Source organism: Comamonas avium (assembly GCF_014836675.1).
In the GTDB taxonomy this organism is placed as follows: domain Bacteria; phylum Pseudomonadota; class Gammaproteobacteria; order Burkholderiales; family Burkholderiaceae_C; genus Comamonas; species Comamonas avium.
The window spans coordinates 391090-414289 of record NZ_JACSQK010000003.1; the positions used below are offsets into that span (position 1 = coordinate 391090).

At 60.0% G+C, this 23200-nt stretch carries 22 protein-coding genes; 10 read left to right on the forward strand and 12 right to left on the reverse strand.

The features are described 5' to 3' along the window. Positions 1 to 16: 16 nt before the first annotated feature. From H9646_RS07020 to metK, 3 genes are all read right to left on the reverse strand, one after another. Complete coding sequence (locus tag H9646_RS07020; RefSeq protein WP_191722629.1) at positions 17 to 844, reverse strand: cysteine hydrolase family protein; 828 nt, start codon at positions 842 to 844, stop codon at positions 17 to 19. 106 nt (positions 845 to 950) lie between these two features. After that, positions 951 to 1136 (reverse strand): DUF1328 domain-containing protein, encoded by a 186-nt coding sequence (locus H9646_RS07025; RefSeq protein WP_191722630.1) that lies wholly within the window; start codon positions 1134 to 1136, stop codon positions 951 to 953. Positions 1137 to 1324: 188 nt separating this feature from the next. After that, on the reverse strand, positions 1325 to 2509 hold the full coding sequence (gene metK / locus H9646_RS07030) for a methionine adenosyltransferase (RefSeq protein ID WP_191722631.1): 1185 nt from the start codon (positions 2507 to 2509) through the stop codon (positions 1325 to 1327). Between the two features lie 126 nt (positions 2510 to 2635). On the opposite strand from metK, the gene H9646_RS07035 reads away from it, so the two are divergent. Together H9646_RS07035 and H9646_RS07040 are read left to right on the forward strand one after the other, a co-directional pair. Then, complete coding sequence (locus H9646_RS07035) at positions 2636 to 3496, forward strand: lysophospholipid acyltransferase family protein (RefSeq protein ID WP_191722632.1); 861 nt, start codon at positions 2636 to 2638, stop codon at positions 3494 to 3496. Continuing rightward, positions 3493 to 4374: a lysophospholipid acyltransferase family protein gene (locus H9646_RS07040; RefSeq protein ID WP_191722633.1), complete on the forward strand. Its 882-nt coding sequence runs from the start codon at positions 3493 to 3495 to the stop codon at positions 4372 to 4374. Before H9646_RS07035 ends, H9646_RS07040 begins: the two co-directional genes overlap by 4 nt. A gap of 61 nt (positions 4375 to 4435) precedes the next feature. Here H9646_RS07040 and H9646_RS07045 read toward each other — a convergent pair whose 3' ends face one another. Beyond that, positions 4436 to 5341 (reverse strand): alpha/beta fold hydrolase, encoded by a 906-nt coding sequence (locus H9646_RS07045; protein WP_191722634.1) that lies wholly within the window; start codon positions 5339 to 5341, stop codon positions 4436 to 4438. 42 nt (positions 5342 to 5383) lie between these two features. Continuing rightward, entirely contained in the window at positions 5384 to 6130 is a 747-nt protein-coding gene (yihA, locus tag H9646_RS07050) for a ribosome biogenesis GTP-binding protein YihA/YsxC (RefSeq protein WP_191722635.1), read from the reverse strand. A gap of 70 nt (positions 6131 to 6200) precedes the next feature. Between yihA and H9646_RS07055 the strand changes: the two genes are divergently transcribed. The 3 genes from H9646_RS07055 to ccsB all read left to right on the forward strand — a co-directional run bounded on the left by H9646_RS07055 (position 6201) and on the right by ccsB (position 10446). After that, positions 6201 to 6824, forward strand: a complete 624-nt coding sequence (locus H9646_RS07055; RefSeq protein ID WP_191722636.1) for a c-type cytochrome — start codon at positions 6201 to 6203, stop codon at positions 6822 to 6824. 119 nt (positions 6825 to 6943) lie between these two features. Then, positions 6944 to 9112, forward strand: a complete 2169-nt coding sequence (locus H9646_RS07060; RefSeq protein ID WP_191722637.1) for a cytochrome c biogenesis protein ResB — start codon at positions 6944 to 6946, stop codon at positions 9110 to 9112. Then, a complete protein-coding gene (gene ccsB, locus H9646_RS07065; RefSeq protein WP_191722638.1) occupies positions 9109 to 10446 on the forward strand; it encodes a c-type cytochrome biogenesis protein CcsB in 1338 nt (445 codons plus the stop codon). Before H9646_RS07060 ends, ccsB begins: the two co-directional genes overlap by 4 nt. A gap of 324 nt (positions 10447 to 10770) precedes the next feature. Here ccsB and H9646_RS07070 read toward each other — a convergent pair whose 3' ends face one another. Both H9646_RS07070 and H9646_RS07075 read right to left on the reverse strand, forming a co-directional pair. Next, positions 10771 to 11946, reverse strand: a complete 1176-nt coding sequence (locus H9646_RS07070; protein ID WP_191722639.1) for a DSD1 family PLP-dependent enzyme — start codon at positions 11944 to 11946, stop codon at positions 10771 to 10773. Between the two features lie 311 nt (positions 11947 to 12257). After that, complete coding sequence (locus H9646_RS07075; RefSeq protein WP_191722640.1) at positions 12258 to 13325, reverse strand: alpha/beta hydrolase; 1068 nt, start codon at positions 13323 to 13325, stop codon at positions 12258 to 12260. 139 nt (positions 13326 to 13464) lie between these two features. On the opposite strand from H9646_RS07075, the gene H9646_RS07080 reads away from it, so the two are divergent. Further along, positions 13465 to 13968, forward strand: a complete 504-nt coding sequence (locus H9646_RS07080) for a YbhB/YbcL family Raf kinase inhibitor-like protein (RefSeq protein WP_191722641.1) — start codon at positions 13465 to 13467, stop codon at positions 13966 to 13968. A gap of 273 nt (positions 13969 to 14241) precedes the next feature. Here the strand turns inward: H9646_RS07080 and H9646_RS07085 are convergent, their stop codons facing one another. The 4 genes from H9646_RS07085 to H9646_RS07100 all read right to left on the reverse strand — a co-directional run bounded on the left by H9646_RS07085 (position 14242) and on the right by H9646_RS07100 (position 17299). Continuing rightward, on the reverse strand, positions 14242 to 15030 hold the full coding sequence (locus H9646_RS07085; protein WP_404813086.1) for an amino acid ABC transporter ATP-binding protein: 789 nt from the start codon (positions 15028 to 15030) through the stop codon (positions 14242 to 14244). A gap of 3 nt (positions 15031 to 15033) precedes the next feature. Next, positions 15034 to 15684, reverse strand: coding sequence for an amino acid ABC transporter permease (locus tag H9646_RS07090; RefSeq protein ID WP_191722642.1), 651 nt, complete (start codon positions 15682 to 15684; stop codon positions 15034 to 15036). A gap of 18 nt (positions 15685 to 15702) precedes the next feature. After that, a complete protein-coding gene (locus H9646_RS07095; RefSeq protein WP_191722643.1) occupies positions 15703 to 16365 on the reverse strand; it encodes an amino acid ABC transporter permease in 663 nt (220 codons plus the stop codon). 133 nt (positions 16366 to 16498) lie between these two features. Continuing rightward, complete coding sequence (locus tag H9646_RS07100) at positions 16499 to 17299, reverse strand: transporter substrate-binding domain-containing protein (protein WP_191722644.1); 801 nt, start codon at positions 17297 to 17299, stop codon at positions 16499 to 16501. 366 nt (positions 17300 to 17665) lie between these two features. Here H9646_RS07100 and H9646_RS07105 point away from each other — a divergent pair, with 366 nt between their 5' ends. The 4 genes from H9646_RS07105 to H9646_RS07120 all read left to right on the forward strand — a co-directional run bounded on the left by H9646_RS07105 (position 17666) and on the right by H9646_RS07120 (position 22074). After that, entirely contained in the window at positions 17666 to 18511 is an 846-nt protein-coding gene (locus H9646_RS07105; RefSeq protein WP_225214032.1) for a MurR/RpiR family transcriptional regulator, read from the forward strand. Positions 18512 to 18625: 114 nt separating this feature from the next. Next, positions 18626 to 19801, forward strand: a complete 1176-nt coding sequence (locus H9646_RS07110; protein WP_404813089.1) for a diaminopropionate ammonia-lyase — start codon at positions 18626 to 18628, stop codon at positions 19799 to 19801. Next, positions 19798 to 21045 carry a Zn-dependent hydrolase gene (locus H9646_RS07115; RefSeq protein ID WP_191722647.1) on the forward strand — a complete coding sequence of 416 codons (1248 nt, stop codon included), beginning with the start codon at positions 19798 to 19800 and terminating at the stop codon, positions 21043 to 21045. The genes H9646_RS07110 and H9646_RS07115 overlap by 4 nt, the downstream gene beginning before the upstream one ends. 75 nt (positions 21046 to 21120) lie before the next feature. Further along, the gene (locus H9646_RS07120; RefSeq protein ID WP_191722648.1) at positions 21121 to 22074 is read left to right on the forward strand and encodes an N-carbamoyl-D-amino-acid hydrolase; all 954 of its coding nucleotides are present in this window, start codon (positions 21121 to 21123) and stop codon (positions 22072 to 22074) included. A gap of 246 nt (positions 22075 to 22320) precedes the next feature. Here H9646_RS07120 and H9646_RS07125 read toward each other — a convergent pair whose 3' ends face one another. Next, positions 22321 to 22962, reverse strand: a complete 642-nt coding sequence (locus H9646_RS07125; protein ID WP_191722649.1) for a histidine phosphatase family protein — start codon at positions 22960 to 22962, stop codon at positions 22321 to 22323. Positions 22963 to 23200 lie beyond the last annotated feature (238 nt).

The window sequence follows — 23200 nt, forward strand, 5'->3', positions numbered from 1 at the left end:
CTCCGTAGAAATCTGTTTACAACGCCAGTGCGGCGGTGCTGCAAAGCTGCACACCCGCACTGTGCATGCGTTGCAAGAAAGCATGGTGCTGGTCATCAAAGCCGTGAACAGGGCTCATGGCATCGGTCAGCAGCACGATGCGCTGGGCAAAATCATCGGGTGCGTGTTCTAGCAAATGCTCCATCGTGGCGCGCACGCAGTGGCTGCTGGCCTCTCCCGCTACCACCAGGCGCTGCGCTTGCAGCAGGCTGGAAAGAAGAGGGCGGTTAAGACAGGTTTCTGGCGCGAGCGGATCGGGCACTTCGGCTTCTAGAGCGCTGTAGTGCTCGGTCCATGGATTCGTGCCTTTGAAGACGTTGAGCACCGCGCGCTGTCTCTGGTGCTGCCATTGCTGGCAGGCCTTCAGTACATCGGCATGTACGCCATGGCCCCAACTGCCAATTTCGCAGTGCACGGGCCACACCATGAGTGTGTATCGGCCTCTGGCCTCCAGTGCATCCATATAGGCCAGCGCGCGTGCAAGGTGCACAGGCTCGCGTGGCAGGAACACCCCCTGGCGCACCTGGGCAGCAGTCAGAGCGGTAAACGGTGCCACGGCGCTGCCATCTGCTTGCTGCCAGAACGTGGGGTGGGCAACGTCAAATGCCTGGTGCGAATCCAGTGTGATGCTGATGTGATCGATGCGAGTGCTGAACTGAAGCAGCCAGTGAGCAAGACGCTGCATGTCTGCATGGGCACCGGGTACGGGCAGTGAAGGGCGTAAATCCCCGCAGCAATAGGCAGCAGGCAGATCACAAAAATCATTTTGTGGATCAATCAGTAGCAGCTGGGTGGCAAGCGTCATGGCAATGGCACAAGGATGAGATGGCCTCGAGTGTAGAAGCTTGCACTGCAACAGCCCATGAAAAAGGCTGCTTGCGCAGCCTTTACGGCAAACAGCGATTGCCTGTTTATTTCATGATTTTGCGTGCTGCGCCCACTCCCAGCGCGGCCAAAACGACAAAGACCACGGCCAGGATCAGGAACAGGATGAATAAAATTTTGGCAATACCTGCTGCGCCTGCTGCGATGCCCGTGAATCCAAACAGGCCTGCAATCAGGGAGATGATGGCAAAGATGATGGCGTACTTCAGCATGTCCGTTTCCTCTATGTGTTGAGCACCTGTGTTGGTGCTTGGTGTCACCGTAGGCTGACAAGGCCGTTCTGTGCGTCGGCAAGCCATGTTTCACTGTGTAGGCCTGTTGCGTGCAGTGCATGTCTGCCAGACATGAAAAAGCCCGCACAAGGCGGGCTTTGTGGGCAGGAATGCGCGGGCGCGCTGAATTACTTCAGGCCGGCAGCCGCACGCAGCACGGCGGACTTGTCGGTGCGCTCCCAGGTGAACTCGGGCTCTTCACGGCCAAAGTGGCCGTATGCCGCCGTCTTGCTGTAGATGGGGCGCAGCAAGTCCAGCATTTCGATGATGCCCTTGGGGCGCAGGTCAAAGTGCGCAGCCACCAGCTTGGCGATCTCTGCATCAGGGATAACGCCGGTGCCTTCGGTGTACACCGTGATGTTCATGGGGCGGGCCACGCCAATCGCGTAGGCCACCTGCACCTGGCACTGGCGCGCCAGACCGGCAGCCACCACGTTCTTGGCAACATAGCGTGCCGCGTAGGCGGCCGAGCGGTCTACCTTGCTGGGGTCCTTGCCGGAGAAGGCGCCACCACCGTGGGGGCAAGCGCCGCCGTAGGTGTCGACAATGATCTTGCGACCTGTCAAGCCGCAGTCACCTTGCGGGCCACCGACCACGAAACGGCCAGTGGGGTTGATCAGGTACTTGGTGTCTTGCAGCCACTCTTTGGGCAGCACAGGCTTGATGATTTCTTCAATGATGGCTTCGGTGAACGATGCCTTCATTTTGGTGGCCGACTCGGACTGGTCAGGGCTGTGCTGGGTCGACAGCACCACGGTGTCAATGCTGTGGGGCTTGCCATCCACATAGCGCATGGTCACCTGGCTCTTGGCGTCAGGGCGCAGGAAAGGCAGACGGCCATCCTTGCGCAGCTGGGCCTGACGCTCCATCAGGCGGTGGGCGTAGTAGATGGGAGCGGGCATCAGCTCCGGGGTCTCGTCGCACGCATAGCCAAACATCAGGCCCTGGTCGCCCGCGCCAATGTTCAACTCGTCGTCGCTGGCTTTGTCCACGCCTTGGGCGATGTCCTGGCTTTGCTTGTCGTAAGCCACCAAGACGGCGCAGCCCTTGTAGTCAATGCCGTAGTCAGTGTTGTCGTAGCCAATGCGCTTGATGGTGTCGCGGGCTACCTGGATGTAGTCCACGTTGGCGCCGGTAGTGATTTCACCCGCCAATACCACCAGACCGGTGTTGGTCAGCGTTTCGGCTGCCACACGGCTGTGGGGGTCTTGGGTGAAAATAGCGTCCAGAATTGCGTCGGAAATCTGATCCGCTACCTTGTCGGGGTGGCCTTCTGAGACCGATTCCGAGGTAAAAAGAAAGTCGTTCGCCATTGAATAAACTCCGAGATTGGTTCATTGCGTTGCCGCGGCCAACTGGAGTCGGGCGAACGCTTTAGCAGTTTTGTTTTATGTCGCCCTGCAAGTTGCTCTGTTAACTCGGCGACAACTTGAATTGTAATGCTAACTTTATTCCGTATTCTTTCTGTAGTGCCTTTGTGGCTGGCGCATCTGTGTGGTGCAGCCATGGGCTGGCTGGCGTGGTTGTGTTCGCCCACGTATCGGCGGCGGTTTGGCATTAACAGTGCGCAAGCAGGCTATCGTTTTTCTGAAGTGCGAGCGGCGATTGGACACGCGGGCCGCATGGTGACGGAGTTGCCACGGCTGTGGCTGAAAGAAACGCCAGTCAACGCGATGCATGGCACCGAGGTGGTTGAACAGGCGTGGGCCAAAGGCAAGGGCATTTTGTTTTTGACACCGCATTTGGGGTGCTTTGAGCTGTCGGTGCAAGGCGCAGCCCATCGGTGGTCTGCGCAGCATGGCCCTATCACGATCTTGTACAGGCCTGCCAAGCAAGCCTGGCTGGCCGAGATGATGCTGACTGCACGCAATCGGGGCGGTATTCAGGCCGTACCCACTACGCTGGCTGGTGTGCGGCAAATGATCAAGGCCTTGCGCAAGGGCGAGGCTGTGGGCCTGCTGCCCGACCAGGTTCCACCCCATGGACAAGGCCAATGGGCCCCGTTTTTTGGTAAAGATGCATACACGATGACGCTGGCTGCGCGCCTGGCCCTGCAAACTGGAGCTACGGTGATTTTGGTGCGTTGCGAGCGTTTGCCTGCAGGGCGGGGTTACGAACTATTTTTTGAAGGATTGCCAACGCCCTTGGCGACTCAGCTCGATGAGGCCGTTGTGCAAATTAATCAAGCCATGGAACACACGATTCGCCAGTGCCCGACCCAGTATCTTTGGGGCTACGGGCGGTATAAACAGCCTCGACACGAAGCGCAGCCCACATCGGCAGACAGTGGTGCCGCATGAGCTGGAGCAAATTGGGTATTGCGTGTATGCACGGGCTGGCCAAGTTGCCACTGCCGGTGTTGCGCGGCTTGGGCCGCGTGGTGGGGCGTGTGCTGTTTGTGTTGGCTGCGCCTCGGCGCAAGATTGCACTGCGTAATCTGGAGCTGTGTTTTCCGGAGAAGACCCGGGCAGAACGTCAGGCGCTGGCCAGAGAAACGTTCGTGGTGTTCTGCCAGACCTTTTTGGACCGCAGCTGGCTGTGGTTTGGCTCTGAAGCGCTGGTGCGCAGCCGCGTGAAATTGACCGGGGCCGTTCACGAGCTGCAGGGCGATACGCCCACCATCGTTTTTGCACCGCACTTTTACAGCATGGATGCTGGCGGTCTGGCTCTGCCGCTCAATACCGAGCGCGAGTTCACCTCCATTTTTGCCACCAACCCTGACCCCGTGCTTGATGAATGGTTCATGCAGGGGCGTCAGCGCTTTGGCAATGTACGCATGCTCAACCGCGCCGATGGTGTCAAACCCATCATCTCAGTGCTGCGTAAAGGCGGGCTGCTGTATTTGCTGCCGGATATGGACTATGGCAAGAACGATTCCGTGTTCGTGCCTTTCTTTCATGTGGAGCAGACCGCCACCATTCCTTCGCTGTCGCGCTTTGCGCGGCTGGGCAAGGCCAAAGTGGTGGGCCTGTACAACCGCATGACACCAGACGGTTATGTGGCGCAGATGACCCCAGCATGGGAAAACTTTCCGACGGATGACCACGTTGCCGACACGGCGCGCATGAACCGTGAACTGGAGGCCGCCATTCGCACCATGCCAGCGCAGTACTACTGGGTGCACAAGCGTTTCAAAACGCGGCCAGAAGGCCAAGCTTCGCTCTACGGGCAAAAATAAGAAAAAGTGTCTTCAAATCAAATAGCTATCAAATAGCTGCCAGCATTGGCAGCTATTTTTTTTATGGCATATCCATATCGCTGCGGGTGATCTGGCGCACGGTATCTATCACCAGCTGTGGCATCTCATGCACCAGCCAATGACTGCCGTGTGAGATGCGCTGGATGTGCAAGTGAGCAATCCAGTCATCCAGCCCGTGCAGGAGTTCGGGGCGCAAAGCCACATCTTTCTCTCCCCAGAGGATGTGGGTGGGTACTTCAATGCGCAGCATGCTTTCGGGTAACGCCAGCTGGTGAGCGCCGGCGTCATCTCCTCGGGGAGGCACCAGCGGACTGGCGGCGTAATACGCACATGGCCCGTGCAGGCCCAGTTGCCAGTGCGCTAAGTATTGCGTGCGCAACGCCGGGGTCAGCCAGGCGGGCCATTGGCCCTGAGCATCGCGGAAAAAATCAAACAACTTTGCCCCCTGGTTGGCCAGCAGCAGCTCGGCTGCATCGGGCCTGCGCAGATAGTGCATGTACTGGCTGGCAGCCTGCTGTGCGGGGTTGCGTTGCAGCTCACGCACAAAGCTGCCGGGGTGCGGAGCGTTGATGATGAGCAGGCGCTGCATCAGGCGTGCATGCTGGTTGGCCAAATTCCATGCCAGTGCGCCGCCCCAGTCATGGGCAATCACACAGGCTGCTGGGCGACCCGGTGTGAGCTGCTCAATCAGGGCCACCAGATCTTGCACCAAAGCCCTGGGGCGATAGTCGTCTACCGCAGTCGGCTGGCTGGAGTGGCCATAGCCACGCAGATCGGGTGCTACGCAATAGTAGTCTGTGCCCAGTGGCTCCAGCAGGCCATCCCAGATGAATGCACCCTCCGGGAAACCATGTAAAAAGACCAGCAATGGCTGGTCTGGGTGGCCGCTGCTGCGGCAGCGCAAGGTAATGCCATGCGGCAAAGTGAGTGTGCCTGTGCGAACCATCAAGATCTCCCGCAAAGCAGCACCTGTGTGGTGCTGTTGCGCTCAATCTTCAGCAGGTTTTGTGGGTGCTGGCGTCTCAGGGGCGACGGCTGCAGGCTCTGTTTTCCCTGTGTTGACACCTTCTGGGTGGCTCCAGTGCCATAGCAGCTGCGCCACATCGTCCACGCCCTGTTTTTTCAGGGCCGAGAACATGCGCACCTCGCCACCACCGGCGTTGAGCTTGGTGATGGACAAAATCTTGGCTTGCTCGGCTCGTGTCAGCTTGTCTGCCTTGGTCAGCAAGATCAGGAACTTCAAGCCGTTTTCCACGCGCGGACGGATGGCATTGAGCAAAGCTTCATCCAGCTCCGTCAGGCCCAGGCGGGGGTCACACAGCAAAACGACCGCAGTCAGGCTTTCGCGCTGCATGAGGTAGTTCAGCATCACACGCTGCCAGCGCTCTTTGTCCGAGCGCGATACTGCGGCATAGCCGTAGCCTGGCAGGTCGGCCAGCACGGCATCTGTGACACCTTGCTTGCCCAAAGAGAACAAATTGATGTGCTGTGTGCGGCCTGGTTTCTTGGATGCAAAAGCCAGTTGCTTTTGCTGAGTCAGTGTGTTGATGGAGGTGGATTTACCAGCGTTGGAGCGGCCTACGAAGGCAATCTCAGGCACATCCACCACAGGTAAATGGTGCAGTTGTGCTGCCGTAGTCAGGAAGCGCGCCGTGTGCATCCAGCCCATGGCGAGCTTGGGATCAATAAGGTCAGAAGTTTGACCCGAAGCAAATGCGGGAGAGTTGGTCGTCATGGGGGGGTATTAAGCGTTAGGGCGTCATTGTAGAATCTGGCAGTTTTGCGCACATAACCAGACCCACAATATGAAGTTGCTCGCCTCTTTGCTGACGGCTGCCGCACTGGCAGCACCCGCTCTCCCGGCCTTCGCGGCGGGCGAAACACCAGCCAAGCCTGATCTTGTTAAGGGTCAGGCCAGTTTTGAAGCTGTTTGCGCAGCTTGTCACGGTGCGGATGGCAATTCGACTATTGTCGTCAATCCTAAATTGGCACAACAACATCCAGAGTATTTGCTCAAGCAACTCCATGATTTCAAGGACGACAAGCGTGTCGACCCCGTCATGAAGGGCCCCGCGATGATGTTGTCCGAAGAGGAAATGACCAACATTACCGCTTGGCTGGCCAAACAGCCCGCTAAAAACGGCTTTGCAACCGACAAGCAATTGGTGGTATTGGGAGAGCGCATCTACCGTGGTGGCATCCCTGATCGTAAAATTGCAGCCTGTGTCAGTTGCCACAGCCCGAACGGCGCAGGCATTCCGGCGCAGTACCCCCGCCTGTCTGGGCAGCATGCCGACTACACCGCCAAGCAGCTGAATGCTTTCCGTGATGGAACGCGTGGCAACAACATCCAAATGCGCGATGTAGCAGCCAAGCTGAACGATCGTGAAGTCAAGGCCGTTGCAGACTACATTGCTGGCTTGCGTTAAATCAAGTTTTCCGCGCTTAAACGCGGAACTTGCCGCCCATAACAAACCCTAAAAAAGGCGGGTCCATCAAGTTGTGATGGCCCGCCTTTTTTTTATTTCGGGCCCTGAGTCTTTTTTCCATGTCTGATACCTCTTCTGGCAAGCCCCATGAAGTCGAGCGCCCGCAACTGATGCGGTCGGTGCTCGAGTTGCTGGCTTCCATGCGTTTTGCGATTTCGCTGCTGACCGTCATTTGCATTGCTTCGGTCATTGGTACGGTCTTAAAGCAGCACGAACCTTCGGTGAACTATGTCAACCAGTTTGGTCCATTCTGGGCAGAGCTGTTTGCGGCACTCAAGCTCAGTGCGGTCTACAGCGCCTGGTGGTTTTTGCTGATTTTGGCGTTTCTGGTGATCAGCACCAGTTTGTGCCTGATTCGCCATACACCCAAGTATTTGGCTGATCTGCGTAACTACAAAGAAAACATCCGCGAGCAAAGCTTGCAGGCTTTCCACCACAAGGCTCAGGCACAGCTGGCAGAAACACCGCAGGCAGCGGCGCAGCGCATTGGCGGCATCTTGACGCGCAGTGGCTGGAAAGTGAAGCTGCAAGAGCGTGAGACGGCGAATGGCAAGGGGTACATGCTGGCGGCCAAGGCGGGCGCTGCCCACAAGATTGGCTACATGGCAGCCCACGCGGCCATTGTGCTGATCTGTATTGGGGGCTTGCTCGATGGTGATCTGGTGGTGCGTGCCCAGATGTGGCTGGGCGGCAAGACGCCTTACACAGGGGGTGGCCGTATTTCGGATGTGCCCCAGGAGCACCGTCTTTCGCTGCGCAACCCTACCTTCCGTGGCAATTTGATGGTGGCAGAAGGCACGCAAGCGGGCACAGCCATCTTGAACCAGTCAGATGGCGTGCTGCTGCAGGAGCTGCCGTTTTCCGTAGAGTTGAAAAAGTTCATCGTGGAGTACTACGACACGGGCATGCCCAAGCTGTTTGCCAGTGACGTGATCATTCACGACAAGGAAACGGGCGAGCAGATTGAGCAGCGGATCAAGGTCAACCACCCGGCCAATTACAAAGGCATTGAGATTTACCAGTCCAGCTTCGATGACGGCGGCTCTACGGTCAAACTGCGCGCAGTGCCGTTTGTTGAAAATGGCGAGACCTTTGAGGTCACGGGCCAGATTGGTGGCACAACGCAGCTGCTGCGTGGAGGCTCCAGCAAGCCAGAAGATGTGCTGACGCTGGAGTTCACAGAACTGCGCACCATCAATGTCGAAAACTTTGGCGCGGCCAAGTCGCCCGGCGCTGAGGTGGATGTGCGCAAGGTGGACTTGCGCAGCTCGGTGGAGTCCCGTCTGGGTGGTGGGCACAAGACCGTCACCGATAAAAAACTGCGCAACATTGGCCCCAGCATTGGCTACAAGTTGCGGGATGCATCGGGTCAGGCCCGCGAGTTCCAGAACTACATGAGCCCCGTGGACTTTGGCGATGGTGTGCCCATGTTCCTGCTGGGCGTGCGTGATACACCGGCTGAGGCCTTCCGCTACCTGCGTGTGCCTGCGGATGACCAGGGCAGTATTCAAGGGTTTTTGCGCCTGCGCGCAGCCTTGAACAACCCAGCGATGCGTCAAGAGGCGGTGCGCCGCTATGCCCTGCAAGCGGTGGCTGCAGACCGCGCAGATCTGCGCGAAGCGCTGGGCCAGTCGGCATTGCGCGCTGTAGGTTTGTTTGCAGGCTCAGGTAACTCAGAAGGTAAGCCCGACGGTGGCTTGCAGGCCATTAGCCAATTCATGGAAACCAATGTGCCAGAGGCTGAGCGTGAGCGCGCCAGTGAGGTGCTGATTCGTATTTTGAATGGCGTGTTGTTCGATCTGGCACAGCTGAGCCGTGAAAAAGCGGGACTCAAACCACTGGAACCCGGCGAGCAGACACTGGCCTTCATGACGCAATCGGTGTTCTCGCTCAGCGATGCACAGTTCTATCCGGCCCCCATGACGTTCATGATGGAAGACTTCACGCAGGTGCAAGCCAGCGTCTTCCAGGTGGCGCGTGCACCGGGTAAAAAGATTGTGTATCTGGGCTGTCTGTTCCTGATCATTGGCGTATTTGCCATGCTGTATGTGCGCGACCGCCGCCTGTGGGTGTGGCTGACTGCGCAAGGTGATGCAGCGGCCCGAGCAACCATGGCGCTGTCATCCAATCGCAAGATCATGGACACTGACCGCGAGTTTGAGAATTTGACTGAGAAATTGCTGGCCGCACCTGCGGCACAGCCATCCCCCACGGAGCGTTCTGTATGAGTAGTGCAACTACTTCCACCATGACATTGAATGAAGGCTACTTTGTGCGCCGCAACTGGTTTGACTGGTTGTTTGCAGCACTGGTGGTCATGGGCGGTGTGTTTGCACTGCAGCGGTATTACGGGGCCATGGATGTCTATGAAAAAGGCATCCTGATTGGGACCATCCCCACCATGATCTGGCTGGGCTGGTTCTGGCGGCCGCTGGCCAAGCTGATGCTGGCGGTTGCGGCCTTGTCTTTGCTGGCGATATGGCTGTACCAGGGGCCAGATGGGGTGGCGCACATTGACCGCTCAGACACGGTGTTTGGTCTTAAATACCTGCTGTCCAGCCAGTCCGCCATCTTGTGGATGAGTGTGCTGTGCTTCATGGCCACCATCTTTTACTGGATCAGCCTGTTCGCCAAGGGCGAACGCGATGCCTTTGGCACCATTGGCTCGCGCATCACCTGGGTGGCAATCACGCTGGCGCTGGTGGGCACCATGACGCGCTGGTTTGAAAGCTATTTGCTGGGCCCGGACATTGGTCACATTCCGGTGAGCAACCTGTACGAAGTGTTCGTCATGTTCATCTGGATGACGTCGCTGTTTTATCTGTACTACGAAGAGCAGTACAAGACCCGTTCGCTGGGCGGTTTTGTCATGCTGGTGGTCAGTGCCGCTGTGGGCTTTTTGCTCTGGTACACCGTGATTCGTGAAGCGCATGAAATTCAACCTCTGGTGCCTGCGCTGCAAAGCTGGTGGATGAAGGTGCACGTGCCCGCCAATTTTGTTGGCTACGGCACGTTTGCGCTGGCAGCCATGGTGGCCTTTGCCTACCTGATCAAGCAGCAAGCCCAGGAGACCAAGTGGTACAAGCTGGCACCCCTTTGGCTGCTGGGCGTGGCGCTGTGCTTTGAGCCGCTGGCATTCCGTCAAAGTCAAGAAACGGGCAGCAGCTACTGGCTGGTGTACTTTGGTATTTCGGCGCTGATCGTGGGTGCGATTTTGGCTGCACGTAAAACCATTGCAGCACGCCTGCCTGCCTTTGAAGTTCTGGACGATGTGATGTACAAATCCATCGCCGTGGGCTTTGCCTTCTTTACCATTGCCACCGTGCTGGGTGCCTTGTGGGCCGCCGAAGCCTGGGGCGGTTACTGGAGCTGGGACCCCAAGGAGACCTGGGCACTGATTGTGTGGCTGAACTACGCCGCCTGGCTGCACATGCGGCTGATGAAGGGCCTGCGCGGCACGGTCTCTGCCTGGTGGGCGCTGGTGGGGCTGGCCATTACCACGTTTGCCTTCCTGGGCGTGAACATGTTCCTGTCAGGTCTGCACAGCTACGGCGAACTGTAAGAAGCAGCAAATAAAAGAGCTGCCAGCGCTCGCGGGTATTGCATTTCAGTATCAATACATACTGAAATGCTTACTCTGCCAGCGCTGGCAGCTTTTCTTTTGGTAGCTGCCTGGTGCTGGCAAGCGCAAACGCCGCACAGCCCATCCTTTATTCGCGTTGGAGACGAGGCGCAAAGCCACAGACAGTGCAGCCCCTTGCGGCAGGGCAAAGAAACGACGTATTCCAGCGGGTCTGAAGCCAGGGGCCATTCATCCCAGCCTTGGTGCGTTGTTGCAGCGGATGGCTTTGCTTGGTGGGTGCTGCTTGCAGCCATCCTGCGCCGCTCAGGTCAGTGCGCCACGCCCATCTACGGTGAGCACGCATTCCACCACCCCGCCGTTCAGACCGCCGCGCACGCCCACCATGAGGCTGTGCAGGTTGACCGTAGGGTCGCAGTGGCCGGGAATCAGCCACAGTGCCTCGCCCAGCGCAGGCAGCCAGCCGCTGGCATTGCCGGCGGATGCATCAGGGTGCAGTACGCCGTGTTCGTCGCCACCATTGGCAAAGCGCAGCGCATGCTCGGCAGGCAGACCGTGCACAGTGGGCAGGCCAGAATCAATGGCGTGTGACTTGTGCCCGGCATCGCACACTGCGTGCGTGGCGCTGACCGACATCACCTGCGTTTTGACGAACAGCGCATGCTCAAACACGGGCTGTGCGGGGTCGCGCTCGTTGGCTGCGTAATCGGCATCCATGAACAGAAACGAGCCAGTCTGCAACTCGCCATACACGCCGCTGGCCGCTTCGTGGATGAAGGTGCCTGTACCAGCACCGGTGACCAGGGGGATGTGCAGGCCTGCTGCATCGAATGCACGGCGCGTGGTGGCAATGTGCTGCAAGGCCTGAGCGATGGCCGCCTGACGTGCAGCCGCTGTGCGCATGTGCTGGGCTGCGCCGTGGTAGGCCTGCAAACCCGCAAACAGCAGCGTGGGCTGGGCATGCACCGCCTGTGCCAGGCGTACGGCAGCCGGGCCGGGCTCTGCACCGCAGCGGTTTTGCCCGACGTTAATTTCCACCATCACATCGATGCTGGCAGGGGCTGCCCCGGCGGCCTGCATGGCGTGGGCCAGACGCGCAATGCCTTCAAGGCTGTCTACCGCCAGTGCCAGACGGCCCCCCTGCGCATGCAGCTGCTGGCTGAGCTGGGCCACGCGCGCCAGTTTGGCAGGGGCAATGACTTCGTTGCTGATGTAGATGTTGCGGATGCCGCCTGCCGCCAGCGCCTGGGCTTCACTGGTCTTTTGCACGCAGTGCCCGTGGGCACCGGCCTGCTCTAGCCAGTGCGCAATCTGCACGCTTTTGTGCAGCTTGGCATGCGGGCGCCACAGCAGCTGGTGCTGCTGCGCAAAGCCCGCCATGCGCGCCATGTTGCGCTCCATGGCATCCAGATCAATGACCAGAGTGGGTGTATCAATCAGCGCAGCGCTTTGGCCCACAAGGGCGGTGAGGGTGCAAGACATAGGGCGGTGGTGGTGCGAACAAAACCCACAGCGTACCAAAGCACAGGGCTGTGTCTGGGCCAAGTGTGGGCCAAGTGCGTTGGGCCTGTGAACGAGGAGTGCAGCCGCTGCTGGCGGTAAGGCTGCATGCCCTGCAGCGCAGGCACTGCTTGAGATGGAGGAGGGAGTGCGGCGGCGTGCTGCATGGTGGTGCATGCAGCCCCGCACAGGGCAGCTATGCGCTGAAGACGAGGAGCAATGAAGCCGCAGTCCGCCCAGTCAGCAGCGCAAAGGCGGCATGCAAAGCCGCTGCGGTTGGTGCAGACGGCGGCTTAGCCGGGTGCTTGTGAGGGTGCTGCCCAGACGCCCACCTGTGCCGCTTGCATGCAGGCATACAGCTGGGTGCCGCCGTGGCTTGCGCCCGGCCAGATGTTGTGCTGGCACTGCAGGCCTTGCACCTGATTCAAGGCGGCAGACAGACTGGCTGCGTTGGTCAGCCCGTGGCTCTGTGCGCGTGCCTGGGCCTGTCTGGCTGCGGCTTCACGCTCGGGGTTGGGTGTGCGAGCGGGGTCGCGCCGGGCCGACATTTCTTCGCTGCCCTGGCTGACATAGACATTCAAGGCCGATGGCAGTGCACTCTGACCTGAGGCATAGCGGCGCATGAACTGCACGGCTTCCTCCAGCACAATGCCGCCGCCCCACCACAGCGAAGGGCTGGCCGTCACATAGCGCTGGAACATGGCTGTGCGCGTGAACAAGGTGTGCAAGGTCAGCAGGCCACCGTAGGAGTGGCCCACCAGCGTCTGTTGCTGGGCACTGAGCGGCAGCTGCGATTGCAGCAGGGGTTGCAGCTGCTGGGCGATCCAGTCCAGAAACACATCGGCACCGCCTTGTGCGCGGCCCTGACTGTCGGGGCCTACCCCCGCGTAAGGCAGGGTGTAGTCGTAGGTGCGGGCCGCACGGTCATGTACTTCATCGCTGTCCGGCGGCAGCGCATGACCCAGACCCACCACCACGGCGCTGTGGCCGCGCATGTCTGCGCCGCGCCCCCCCCGGTTGTGCACCAGCTGGGCCACGATGGGGAACATCAGATTGCCATCCAGCACATAAATCACCGGCCAGCCACCGGCTGGGGCGCTGCCCTGTGGTACGTAGACCATGACGCGGTGCTGGCGTGCTTTGCTTGTGCCCGGCAGCGTGGGTGCGGGCAGGTCCATGTAGCGCACGCCTGGCATGGGCCAGGGCTGGACCAGTGCTGGGGTGGCAGCTGCAGGGCTGGCGGCCACTGTGGAGTCGACTGCAGCGCAACCCAGCATGCTCAGACTGGGGACTGCCAGTGCGCTGGCCAGCCAGTGGCGGCGAGAGGTGTCGGGGCTTGGAGTGGCGGGGCTGGCGGACATGGCAGTGCAAAAAACTAAGAAGTCATGTAGTGTAGATGAGATTCATTCTCAAACATATCTCGCTGGCTGAAGTCGCATCACCTGAACTTATTGCGCCAGCGTGCATACTGGTCAGCTTGTGATCAAGGAGATGTACGCAATGACTACGACTTTCACCCTCCACAGCCCTGACATTCCAGCTGGTGGCACGATTGCGCCGGAATTTGAATCGGACATGTTTGGCTGCGGTGGGCGCAACGAATCGCCTGTGCTGCGCTGGAGCGGTGCACCGCAAGGCACCAAAAGCCTGGCACTGACCGTGTTTGACCCGGATGCGCCCACGGGCTGCGGCTGGTGGCACTGGATTGTGGTGGACCTGCCCGCCAGCACGACCGAGCTGAACGCCAATGCGGGCACCAAAGGCAGCACCAGCCTGCCCGCAGGTGCGCGCCAGATGCGCAACGACTACGGTATTTTTGCCTGGGGTGGCATGTGCCCACCTCCGGGTGACAAGCCGCACCGCTACATCTTTACCGTGCATGCGCTGTCGGTGGACAAGCTGGACATTCCGGACGATGCGACGGCAGCCATCTGTGGCTACATGATTAACGCCCACACGATTGCGAAAGCGACGTTCACGTCCACTTACGCCCGCGCAGCGTAAAGAGAAATTAAAAAAATAGCGGTCAACGCTTGGTGGCATTGATTTTTAGATAGAAAACTATCTGAAAGCTAAGCCATACAAGCGATGACTGCTTCTTTTTTAGAGCCGCTCACGCCAGCCCGGAAAGGTCGTCGCTTTGCCTTGTCGTACGCCTGCACGGACTTTCTTGGCCTGTGGCTTTGCGCATCATGTCCCACGCAAACCCAAGATGCGCAGGGTGGGGGCGGCGGCTCTTGGTGGGTCTTGAGGGTGCTTAAAGGCTATTGCTGACTGTTAATGGGTTGACAGGCCCAGAAACTGCCGCAGCTCAGGCGTTTGTGGGTGGCCAAACAGCTGCTCGGGTGCACCCACTTCGTGCACCTTGCCCTGGTGCATGAAGACGACCTTGTCGCTCACCTTGCGTGCAAAACTCATCTCGTGCGTGACCATCATCAGCGTCATGCCTTGCTCGGCCAGGCCCTCGACCACGCTCAGCACTTCGCCCACCAGCTCGGGGTCCAGCGCAGAGGTGACCTCGTCGCAGAGCAAAATTTCGGGGTCCATGGCCAGCGCACGTGCAATCGCTACGCGCTGCTGCTGGCCGCCAGACAGCTGATCGGGCATGGCGTCAAACTTTTCAGCCAAACCTACGCGCTGCAGCAGGCGCTCGGCGTTGGCGCGGGCGACGGCTTTGGGCTGGTTCATGACCAGCGAGGGGGCCAGCATCACGTTGCGGCCCACGCTCAGGTGCGGAAACAGGTTGAAGTTCTGAAAAATCATGCCCACGTTTTTGCGCAGCTCGCGCATGGCTTGCGGGTCACTGGCTTGCAAGGCCTGACCGTGCACGGTCAGCTGGCCTTCCTGAAAGCTTTCCAGACCGTTGATGCAGCGCAGCAGTGTGCTCTTGCCAGAGCCGCTTTTGCCAATGATGGCCACCACCTCGCCGCGGTTGACCTGCAGGTCCACGCCCTTGAGCACTTCGTTGTTGCCAAAGCTTTTGCGCAGGCCGGCAATGTCTACCAAAGGCAGCGTAGAGGAAGAAGAAACAGTAGAAGACATGGCAGATTCCAAAACAGCGTTCATCGGTTAGCGTTGGGGGCGCATGCGGCGCTCCAGCCGCTGGCTCCATAGCGACAGCGGAAAGCACAGCGCAAAGTACAGGGCTGCTACGCAGCCATAGACCATGAAAGGCTCGAAGGTGGCGTTGGCAATCAGTTGCCCGGCTTTGGTGATTTCAATAAAACCAATCACGCTGGTCAGTGCCGTGCCCTTGATGATTTGCACCATGAAGCCTGCCGTGGGCGCAATGCCCAGACGCATGGCTTGCGGCAAGATGACGTGGCGCAGCTGCTCGGCAAAGCTCATGGCCAGACTGGAGGACGCTTCCCACTGCCCTTTGGGGACTGACTCCACACAGCCACGCCAGATATCGCACAGGTAGGCAGCGGAGTACAGCGTCAGGCACACGCAGGCGGCCACCATGGGCGAGGTGTCAAAGCCCATCAAGGCCAGACCAAAGTAGGTCAGGAAAATCTGCATCAGCAGCGGGGTGCCCTGAAACACCTGCACATACACAGAGACGGCTCGCACCGCGCCCGGCAGTTTGGACAGGCGCAGCACCAGCAAAGCCAGAGCCAGCAGGCCGCCGCAGACAAAGGCAATGATGGACAGGATGACGGTCCAGCGCAGCGCCAGCAGCAACTGGTAGGCAATGTCCCAGAAAGTAAATTCAACCATGGGTGTCTCTCCGGGCAATTAACGGTGGCGGCCAAAGATGAAGCGTGGTCCTGCCCAAACCAGCAGCTGGCGCAGCAGGATGGCCAGACCCAGGTAGCACAGGGTGACCACGATGTACGACTCAAAGCTGCGGAAGGTGCGGCTGGAAATCAGATTGGCGGCGTAGGAGATTTCTTCGGTAGATATCTGGCTGCACACGGCAGAGCCCAGCATCACGATGATGATTTGCCCCGTCAGCGCAGGCCACACACGGCCCAGCGAGGGCGGTAGCACCACGCGGGTAAAGGTCTGCCAGCGGTTCAGTGCCAGGCACTGCGCGGCCTCCAGCTGGCCGCGTGGCGTGGCTTCAATGCCTGCGCGAATCTGCTCACAGGCATAGGCCCCTAAATTGAGCGTCATCGCCAAGATGCTGGCGCTTTCTGGCGACATGCGAACGCCCAGAGAGGGCAGTCCAAAAAACAGAAAGAACAGCTGGATGATGAACGGCGTGTTGCGAAAAATCTCTACGTAGGTGGCCACCACGGCGCGTACACCGGCACCGGCATTCAGGCGCAGCCATGCGCAGGCAATACCCAGCAGCACACCCAGCGGTATGGCAATGCCGGTCAGCACGAAAGTGAGCATCAGCCCTTGAAGCAGCATGGGCCACTGGGCCAGCACGGGGGCGAAATCCATTTCCATGGGGACAGTCCAAATTCAAGGCAAAACAAAAAAGCGGTGGCGCATCAGCGAGCGCTGGGGTGTGCCACCGCCCGCAGCCAAGGCCGTCGTTGCCGCTGAGGAAACGACGTGCAGCGGCGCAGGGTGGGCCAGATCAATCTGGCAGATTGCCCATGCTGCGGCCCAGCCATTTTTGGGAGTAGCCCTCGATGGTTCCGTCTTGCTTGGCGGTGCGCAAAATTTCGTTGACCTTGCTGAGCAGCGTGGTCTCACCCTTGCGCACGCCGATGTAGTTGGGCGAGTCTTTGATCAGCAGCTTGTACTCGGCCTGCACTTTGGGGTTCTTTTGCAGCGCAGCCGCTGCCACGGCGGCACCCACGGCCACAAACTGGGTTTGCTGCGTCATGAAGGCGGCCATGGTGGCGTTGTCATCTTCAAAGCGCTGAATCTTCAGCGTCTTGGGCGCCAGAGCCTGCAGGGCATCGTCCTGAATGGTGCCGCGTGTCACTGCCAGCGTCTTGCCTCCCAGATCGTCAAAGCTCTTGATGGTGATGTCTTTGGGGCCAAACACCGCCTGAAAGAACGGGGCGTAGGAGACGGTGAAATCGATCACCTTGGCGCGCTCTTCGTTCTTGCCCAGCGCCGAGACGATCAGGTCAATCTTTCTCGATTGCAGGTAAGGAATGCGATTGGGGGTGCTGAGCGGCACAAACTCCGCTTTCACGCCCAGCTTGTCGGCAATCAGCTGTGCTACGGCCACATCCACGCCGGTGGGCTTGAAGTCGGGGCCCATGTAGCCGTACGGTGGGTAGTCGGTGGGAATGCCCAGTGCAATGGATTTCTTGCCCAGAATGTTCTGCAGCGACTTGTCCTCTTGTGCCCAGACACCGGAGGACAGAGACAGGGCCACCGTGGCAACAGCGCTGGCAGCAAAGAGGCGGCGAGACAGGGACATAGAACACTCCTGAGGAGAAAAAGTTGCGGGTGCTCCTTTTCAGCACATACCGTGCCAATATGTGAAACATCTGTTTCTGCTGCATCGCTCTGTATTTCAGTGGTGGTATGCAATCGCGTGCGCGGGTGGTGGTAATGGCGCTGCTTGCAAGCGCATATGTTCTTTGTGTGCTCCTGTAGCGCGCAGGCCTTGCAAACAGGCACTGCTTTTGCAAGCAGGGTGATGAATGTGAAACGCCAGTGCCTGAATTTCAAATATTTGGCACTGCTATTTCAAAGATTGGTGCATCGACTCCCCAAGCTGGTGCGGCATTTACCCAAATGGAGGCAAAGGCTGGCAATGACAGAAAACCCCCACACATCCACGATGGAATCACGCATACGCCAAAGCTATGCCAGCCTGTCGCAGGCAGAACGCAAGCTGGCCGATGTGGTGCTGTCGCGCCAGCGCGAGGTGCTGGGCTATTCGGCCACGGAGCTGGCCTCGCTGGCGGGTACCTCCAAGTCCAGCGCGGCGCGGTTTTTTCGCAGTCTGGGTTATGCCGGGTACGACGAATTTCGTCAGGCGCTGCGTCAGGCGCAACTGCAGCAGTCACCTCTGGGGCGCATGGCCGGTGTGCGCCGCAAAGACAGCGTGGCCCAGCAGTTTCACGGCCATTTGAAGCTCGATGCGCAGCGGCTGCAGGAATGGGGTCAGGCGGTGCCCGAGGCGCAACTGGAGGCCGCTTTGGCCCTGCTGCGCAAAGCCCGCAGGCTGTGGGTGGTGGGCTACCGGCACAGTTATGTCACGGCGTTTTACGCGCAGTCGCTGCTGGCACAGGTGCGCAGCGATGTCTGCATGCTCAATGATGCCGCCGGGCGCGAGGCCGATGTGCTGGCCTGCGCCAGCCCCAAGGACGTGGTGCTGGCGGTGGACTTTCGCCGCCGCAGCGCCCATTTGCCGCAAGTGCTGGCTGCTGCGCGCAGTGCCGGTGCCAAGGTGCTGGTGCTGACCGATGCCCCAGCCTCGGCGCTGGCCATGCAGGCCCAGCTGGTGCTGCGCTGCGGCGCTTGCAGCCCGCAGGGGCTGTTTGATTCTTACGTTTGCGCCATGAGTGTCGTGAATTTTCTGGCGGCCACGCTGGCGCAGCAACTGCGTGCCGGGGCGCACAGCCGGCTGGAGCGTATCGAGCGCCTGCACGTGGCGCTCAAAGATCTGGAGCACCAGCTGTAACCCCGTGTCCGCTGTGTGAGATTTGCCTTGTTTGAACCTGTGAAAGTGCTTATGAATACCGCCGTGCTTGCCCCTCTTGCCGTGGAATGTTTTGCCAATCGTGCTGCCAACCGCATGACACCGTATGGCGCACGGCGCAGTGAAATCCTCAGTGCCGACGCGCTGGCTCTGGCACAGCGTGAACTCTCGCAATGGCAAGGCTATGCGCCCACACCACTGCACAGCCTGCCCGCCTTGGCGCAGGCCCTGGGCGTGGCCAGCGTCCAATACAAAGACGAAGGGGGGCGTTTTGGTCTGGGCAGCTTCAAGGCGCTCGGTGGTGCGTATGCGGTGGCACGGCTGCTGTGCCGCCAGCTCGGCGAGCGCCTGGGCCGCAGCCTGAGCACGCAGGACCTGCTGACCCCCGAGGTCCGCGCTCTGTGCGCCGGTATCACGGTCACTTGCGCCACCGATGGCAACCATGGCCGTTCGGTGGCCTGGGGCGCACAGCGTTTTGGCTGCGGCTGTGTGATCTATATCCACGCCACCGTCAGTGAAGGCCGCAAGGACGCCATTGCCCATTACGGCGCTCAGGTGGTGCGTACCTCGGGCAACTATGACGATGCCGTGCGCCAGGCCGATGCTGATGCGCAGGCACAGGGCCGTTTTGTGATTTCAGACACCTCCTACCCCGGCTACATGGATGTGCCGCGCGATGTGATGCAGGGCTACCAGCTGATGGTGCAAGAGGCGGCAGAGCAACTGTCCCAGCGGCCCACGCACATCTTTGTGCAAGCCGGTGTGGGCGGTCTGGCGGCGGCGGTGTGTGGCTACTTCTGGGAGCGTGATGGCGGTGACCGCCCAACCTTTGTGGTGGTTGAGCCTGACAAGGCCGACTGCCTGGCGCAAAGCGCCAAAGCTGGCCAGCTCAAGGCGGTGACCGGCGATATTGACACCCTGATGGCGGGACTGGCCTGCGGCGAGGTCTCGCACCTGGCATGGGAAATTTTGGAAAAAGGCACGGATGCGTATTGCGTCATCAGCGATGCAGCCGCCGTGGCGGCCATGCGTCTGCTGGCCCAGCCTCTGGGTGGTGATCCGGTCATCGTTGCCGGTGAATCCGCGGTGGCGGGTGTGGCTGCGGCCATCGCATCCAGCCAGAGCGTGCAGGCCCGTCAGGTGCTGGGGCTCAACAGCGGCAGCCGCATTCTGTTTTTTGGTTCCGAGGCGGCTACAGACCCTGCGCTGTACGCACAACTGGTGGGCGAAAGCGCCCAAGCCGTGGCCGCACGCGCCAAGGAGCACGCATGACTACGGCCCCATGGAGCGCACTGCGCGTAGATGGTGTGCGACTGCTGCAGCGCCTGCAAGACCTGGGACAGTTTGGCGCGCTGGAAGGCGGCGGCACCAACCGTCTGGCCTTGAGTGATGCCGACAAGGCTGGCCGCGACTGGACGGTGCAGCAAATGCGCGATCTGGGTATGGCCGTGCAGGTGGATGCGATTGGCAACGTGGTGGGTACCTGTGCCGGCATGCAAGACTTGCCCCCGGTGATGACGGGCAGCCACATTGACACCGTGCGCACGGGCGGCCTTTACGACGGCAACTACGGCGTCATGGCCGGGCTGGAGGTGGTGGCCACGCTGCGCGCTGCAGGTGTGCGCACGCGCCGCCCCATTCAGGTGGCGTTTTTTACCAATGAAGAAGGCGCGCGTTTTCAGCCCGACATGATGGGCAGCCTGGTCATGGTGGGTGGCATGCCGCTGCAAGCTGCGCTGGCAACGCAGGCGGTCGACAACGCAGCCACCGTGGGCGATGAGCTGGCCCGCATCGGCTACGCAGGCAGTGCCCCTGTGGGGGCGCCGGTGGTCGACAGCTTTGTGGAGCTGCACATCGAGCAGGGCCCTGTGCTGGAGCAGCAAGACCGGCTCATTGGCGTGGTGCAGGGGGTGCAGGGCATTTGCTGGATGCAGCTGCGCTTTACCGGCACCAGCAACCATGCAGGCACCACCCCCATGGCCTTGCGCCATGACGCAGGCATGTGTGCCATGCGCTGCGCGGCCTTTATTCACAACCTGGTGGTGCGCTACGGTGGCAGCCAGCTGGGTACGGTGGGGGGGCTGCAGCTCAAACCCAATTTGATCAACGTGATCGCACAGGAGGCCGTGATGACGGTGGACCTGCGCAACACACAGGCGGCACCTCTGCGCCAGGCGCAGGCCGAAGTGCTGGCCTTTGCCAACCGCATTGCCAGTGAAAACGGGGTGCAGTGCGAGCACCGCCAGCTGGCAGATTTTGAGCCGGTGGACTTTGATGCAGACCTGGTGGACTGTGTGGAGCAGCACGCGCATGCGCTGGGCTTGAGCACCTTGCGCATGCCCAGCGGCGCAGGCCACGACGCGCAGATGCTGGCGCGCGTTTGCCCCTCCGCCATGGTGTTTGTGCCCAGCCGGCAAGGGCTGAGCCACAACGTGCACGAGCACACCGACCCAGACCAGCTGGTGCACGGTGCCAATGTGCTGCTGCAGGTGTTGCTGCATCAGGCCAACCGTTAAGTTTTCCGTGCAACGGGCTGCCGGCACTGGTCTGTCAAGCGCTGGCAGCTCCCCTTCTAGAGATGTGAGAGCGTGATGAGCCGTATTGTGAATGTCGCCCTGGGTCAGCTTGGCCCGGTGCAAAAAATTGATTCCCGCGCCAGCGTGGTGCAGCGTTTGTGCCAGATGATGCGCGAGGCAAAAAGTCTGGGCGCAGATGTGATCGTCTACCCCGAGCTGGCGCTGACCACGTTCTTTCCGCGCTGGTACATCCAGGACCTGACCGAGCTGCACAGCTACTACGAGCGCGCCATGCCCAGCCGCGAAACGCAGCCGCTGTTCGATCTGGCACGCGAGCTGGGTATCGGGTTTTATCTGGGCTACGCCGAGCTGGCCCAAGAGGGCGAGCAGCTGATGCAGTACAACACCGCAATTTTGGTGGACAAGAGCGCCACCATCATCGGCAAGTACCGCAAGATTCATGTGCCCGGCCACTTCGAGCATGAGCCGTGGCGCAAATTTCAGCACCTGGAAAAACGCTATTTCACGCCGGGCCAGTCCTTTGGCGTGTACCAGGGCTTTGGCGGCACCATGGGCATGGCACTGTGCAACGACCGCCGCTGGGCCGAGAGTTACCGCGTGATGGCGCTGCAAGGCGCAGAGATGATCTTCATTGGCTACAACACGCCGGTGCACAACGCTCCTGCACCGCAGCACGATGACCTGTCACTGTTTCACAATCAGCTGTCTGTGCAGGCCGGGGCTTACCAAAATGGCTGCTGGGTGGCCAGTGTTGCCAAGGGCGGGCTGGAAGAGGGGGTGGACAGTATTGCGGGCAGCTTGCTGGTAGCACCGTCTGGCGAGGTGGTGGCGCGCTGCACCACCAAAGACGATGAGGTGGTGCTGGGGCGTGCAGACCTTGATTTTTGCGCCGTGTACAAGCGCACCACGTTCAACTTTGATCTGCACCGCCACCCGGAGTGCTATGGCCTGATTGTGCAGAAAAAGGGCGAGCTGCTGGCAGCCGATGGGCAGCCTTGGACGTCGTAACGCACACGCCTGCTGTGGCTGATATGGGTGTGGATATGGATGTTGAAGATGCGGTGCTTTCCATCACATCACAGCACCATGCCACCAGGCAGCATCAAACGCGTGCCACTGCGCAGTGGCTGTTCAGTGGCAGGACAGTACATCGACCTGCATAAAAAAGAGCGCCTAACGCTTTGCAGCTCTACGTTTCAGATAGAAAACTATCTAAAAACAAGCGCTCATAAGCGCTGGCAGCTCTTTTTTTGTTTAACTGACAAATTCGTCACGTGACGCATTGGCAAGGTGGGAGACATCGCCCCAGCCCACCAGCGTCAGGCCTTGCGGTGTCCACAGCAAGCGGTTGATGGCTGCGTTGCCCAGCTCCCAGGAGCGTGGTGCCTGCAAATCCTGGCGTGTCGCCAGGCGGTAGAGAATGTCCATCACCCCGCCGTGGGCGACCAGCGCAATCTGGCCGCCAGTGTGCTGCGCCGCCAGCCGGTCAACGGTGTGCTGGATCCGGCCCCGCAGCATGTGCAGCGACTCACCCCCACCGTCGGGCACAAAGTCGGGGTCACGCTTGCGCCAGCGCAGCGCTTGTTCGGGATGCTCGGCCTCAATGTCCTTGAAGCTGCGGCCCTCAAAACTGCCAAAGCAGCGCTCGCGCAGGCCCGTGTCGGGCTGCACCGCACAGCCCGTGGTCTGGCTGACTGCCTGAGCGGTGCTCAGGGCGCGCTGCAAGTCGCTGCTGAAGATGGCATCCAGGTGCTCATGGGCCAGCGCCGCGCCCGTGCGCTGCGCTTGCCACAGGCCGATGTCGTTGAGAGGAATGTCCAGATGACCTTGAATGCGAGCGTCAACATTCCAGGAAGTTTCGCCATGGCGGATGGCGATGATGCGGGTAGCGTGCATGCGGCAGGGGCGCCAATGGCGCCTGAATTCAACAAACAAAGCATCTGCCGACAGGCAGTGAAAGCCAGCATTGTCCGGCATTCTTTGCATAGCTTGTCTGTTTCAGGAAAACAAGGTTTTTTGCGTGAAGACAGATAAATGCATGAGCTTATTGCGTGAAGCTTGAAGGGCCGCGCTATAAACATGTACACAAAACAGTAGCGCCGATAAGCGGTCTGATTTTTGCTTGCCAAGGCAA

Excerpts from the sequence above, each read along its gene's own strand:
- H9646_RS07020 (WP_191722629.1), bottom strand. The coding sequence starts at position 844 with ATGACGCTTGCCACCCAGCTGCTACTGATTGATCCACAAAATGATTTT.
- H9646_RS07025 (WP_191722630.1), bottom strand. The coding sequence starts at position 1,136 with ATGCTGAAGTACGCCATCATCTTTGCCATCATCTCCCTGATTGCAGGC.
- metK (WP_191722631.1), bottom strand. The coding sequence starts at position 2,509 with ATGGCGAACGACTTTCTTTTTACCTCGGAATCGGTCTCAGAAGGCCAC.
- H9646_RS07035 (WP_191722632.1), top strand. The coding sequence starts at position 2,636 with ATGCTAACTTTATTCCGTATTCTTTCTGTAGTGCCTTTGTGGCTGGCG.
- H9646_RS07040 (WP_191722633.1), top strand. The coding sequence starts at position 3,493 with ATGAGCTGGAGCAAATTGGGTATTGCGTGTATGCACGGGCTGGCCAAG.
- H9646_RS07045 (WP_191722634.1), bottom strand. The coding sequence starts at position 5,341 with ATGGTTCGCACAGGCACACTCACTTTGCCGCATGGCATTACCTTGCGC.
- yihA (WP_191722635.1), bottom strand. The coding sequence starts at position 6,130 with ATGACGACCAACTCTCCCGCATTTGCTTCGGGTCAAACTTCTGACCTT.
- H9646_RS07055 (WP_191722636.1), top strand. The coding sequence starts at position 6,201 with ATGAAGTTGCTCGCCTCTTTGCTGACGGCTGCCGCACTGGCAGCACCC.
- H9646_RS07060 (WP_191722637.1), top strand. The coding sequence starts at position 6,944 with ATGTCTGATACCTCTTCTGGCAAGCCCCATGAAGTCGAGCGCCCGCAA.
- ccsB (WP_191722638.1), top strand. The coding sequence starts at position 9,109 with ATGAGTAGTGCAACTACTTCCACCATGACATTGAATGAAGGCTACTTT.
- H9646_RS07070 (WP_191722639.1), bottom strand. The coding sequence starts at position 11,946 with ATGTCTTGCACCCTCACCGCCCTTGTGGGCCAAAGCGCTGCGCTGATT.
- H9646_RS07075 (WP_191722640.1), bottom strand. The coding sequence starts at position 13,325 with ATGTCCGCCAGCCCCGCCACTCCAAGCCCCGACACCTCTCGCCGCCAC.
- H9646_RS07080 (WP_191722641.1), top strand. The coding sequence starts at position 13,465 with ATGACTACGACTTTCACCCTCCACAGCCCTGACATTCCAGCTGGTGGC.
- H9646_RS07085 (WP_404813086.1), bottom strand. The coding sequence starts at position 15,030 with ATGAACGCTGTTTTGGAATCTGCCATGTCTTCTACTGTTTCTTCTTCC.
- H9646_RS07090 (WP_191722642.1), bottom strand. The coding sequence starts at position 15,684 with ATGGTTGAATTTACTTTCTGGGACATTGCCTACCAGTTGCTGCTGGCG.
- H9646_RS07095 (WP_191722643.1), bottom strand. The coding sequence starts at position 16,365 with ATGGAAATGGATTTCGCCCCCGTGCTGGCCCAGTGGCCCATGCTGCTT.
- H9646_RS07100 (WP_191722644.1), bottom strand. The coding sequence starts at position 17,299 with ATGTCCCTGTCTCGCCGCCTCTTTGCTGCCAGCGCTGTTGCCACGGTG.
- H9646_RS07105 (WP_225214032.1), top strand. The coding sequence starts at position 17,666 with ATGGAATCACGCATACGCCAAAGCTATGCCAGCCTGTCGCAGGCAGAA.
- H9646_RS07110 (WP_404813089.1), top strand. The coding sequence starts at position 18,626 with ATGACACCGTATGGCGCACGGCGCAGTGAAATCCTCAGTGCCGACGCG.
- H9646_RS07115 (WP_191722647.1), top strand. The coding sequence starts at position 19,798 with ATGACTACGGCCCCATGGAGCGCACTGCGCGTAGATGGTGTGCGACTG.
- H9646_RS07120 (WP_191722648.1), top strand. The coding sequence starts at position 21,121 with ATGAGCCGTATTGTGAATGTCGCCCTGGGTCAGCTTGGCCCGGTGCAA.
- H9646_RS07125 (WP_191722649.1), bottom strand. The coding sequence starts at position 22,962 with ATGCACGCTACCCGCATCATCGCCATCCGCCATGGCGAAACTTCCTGG.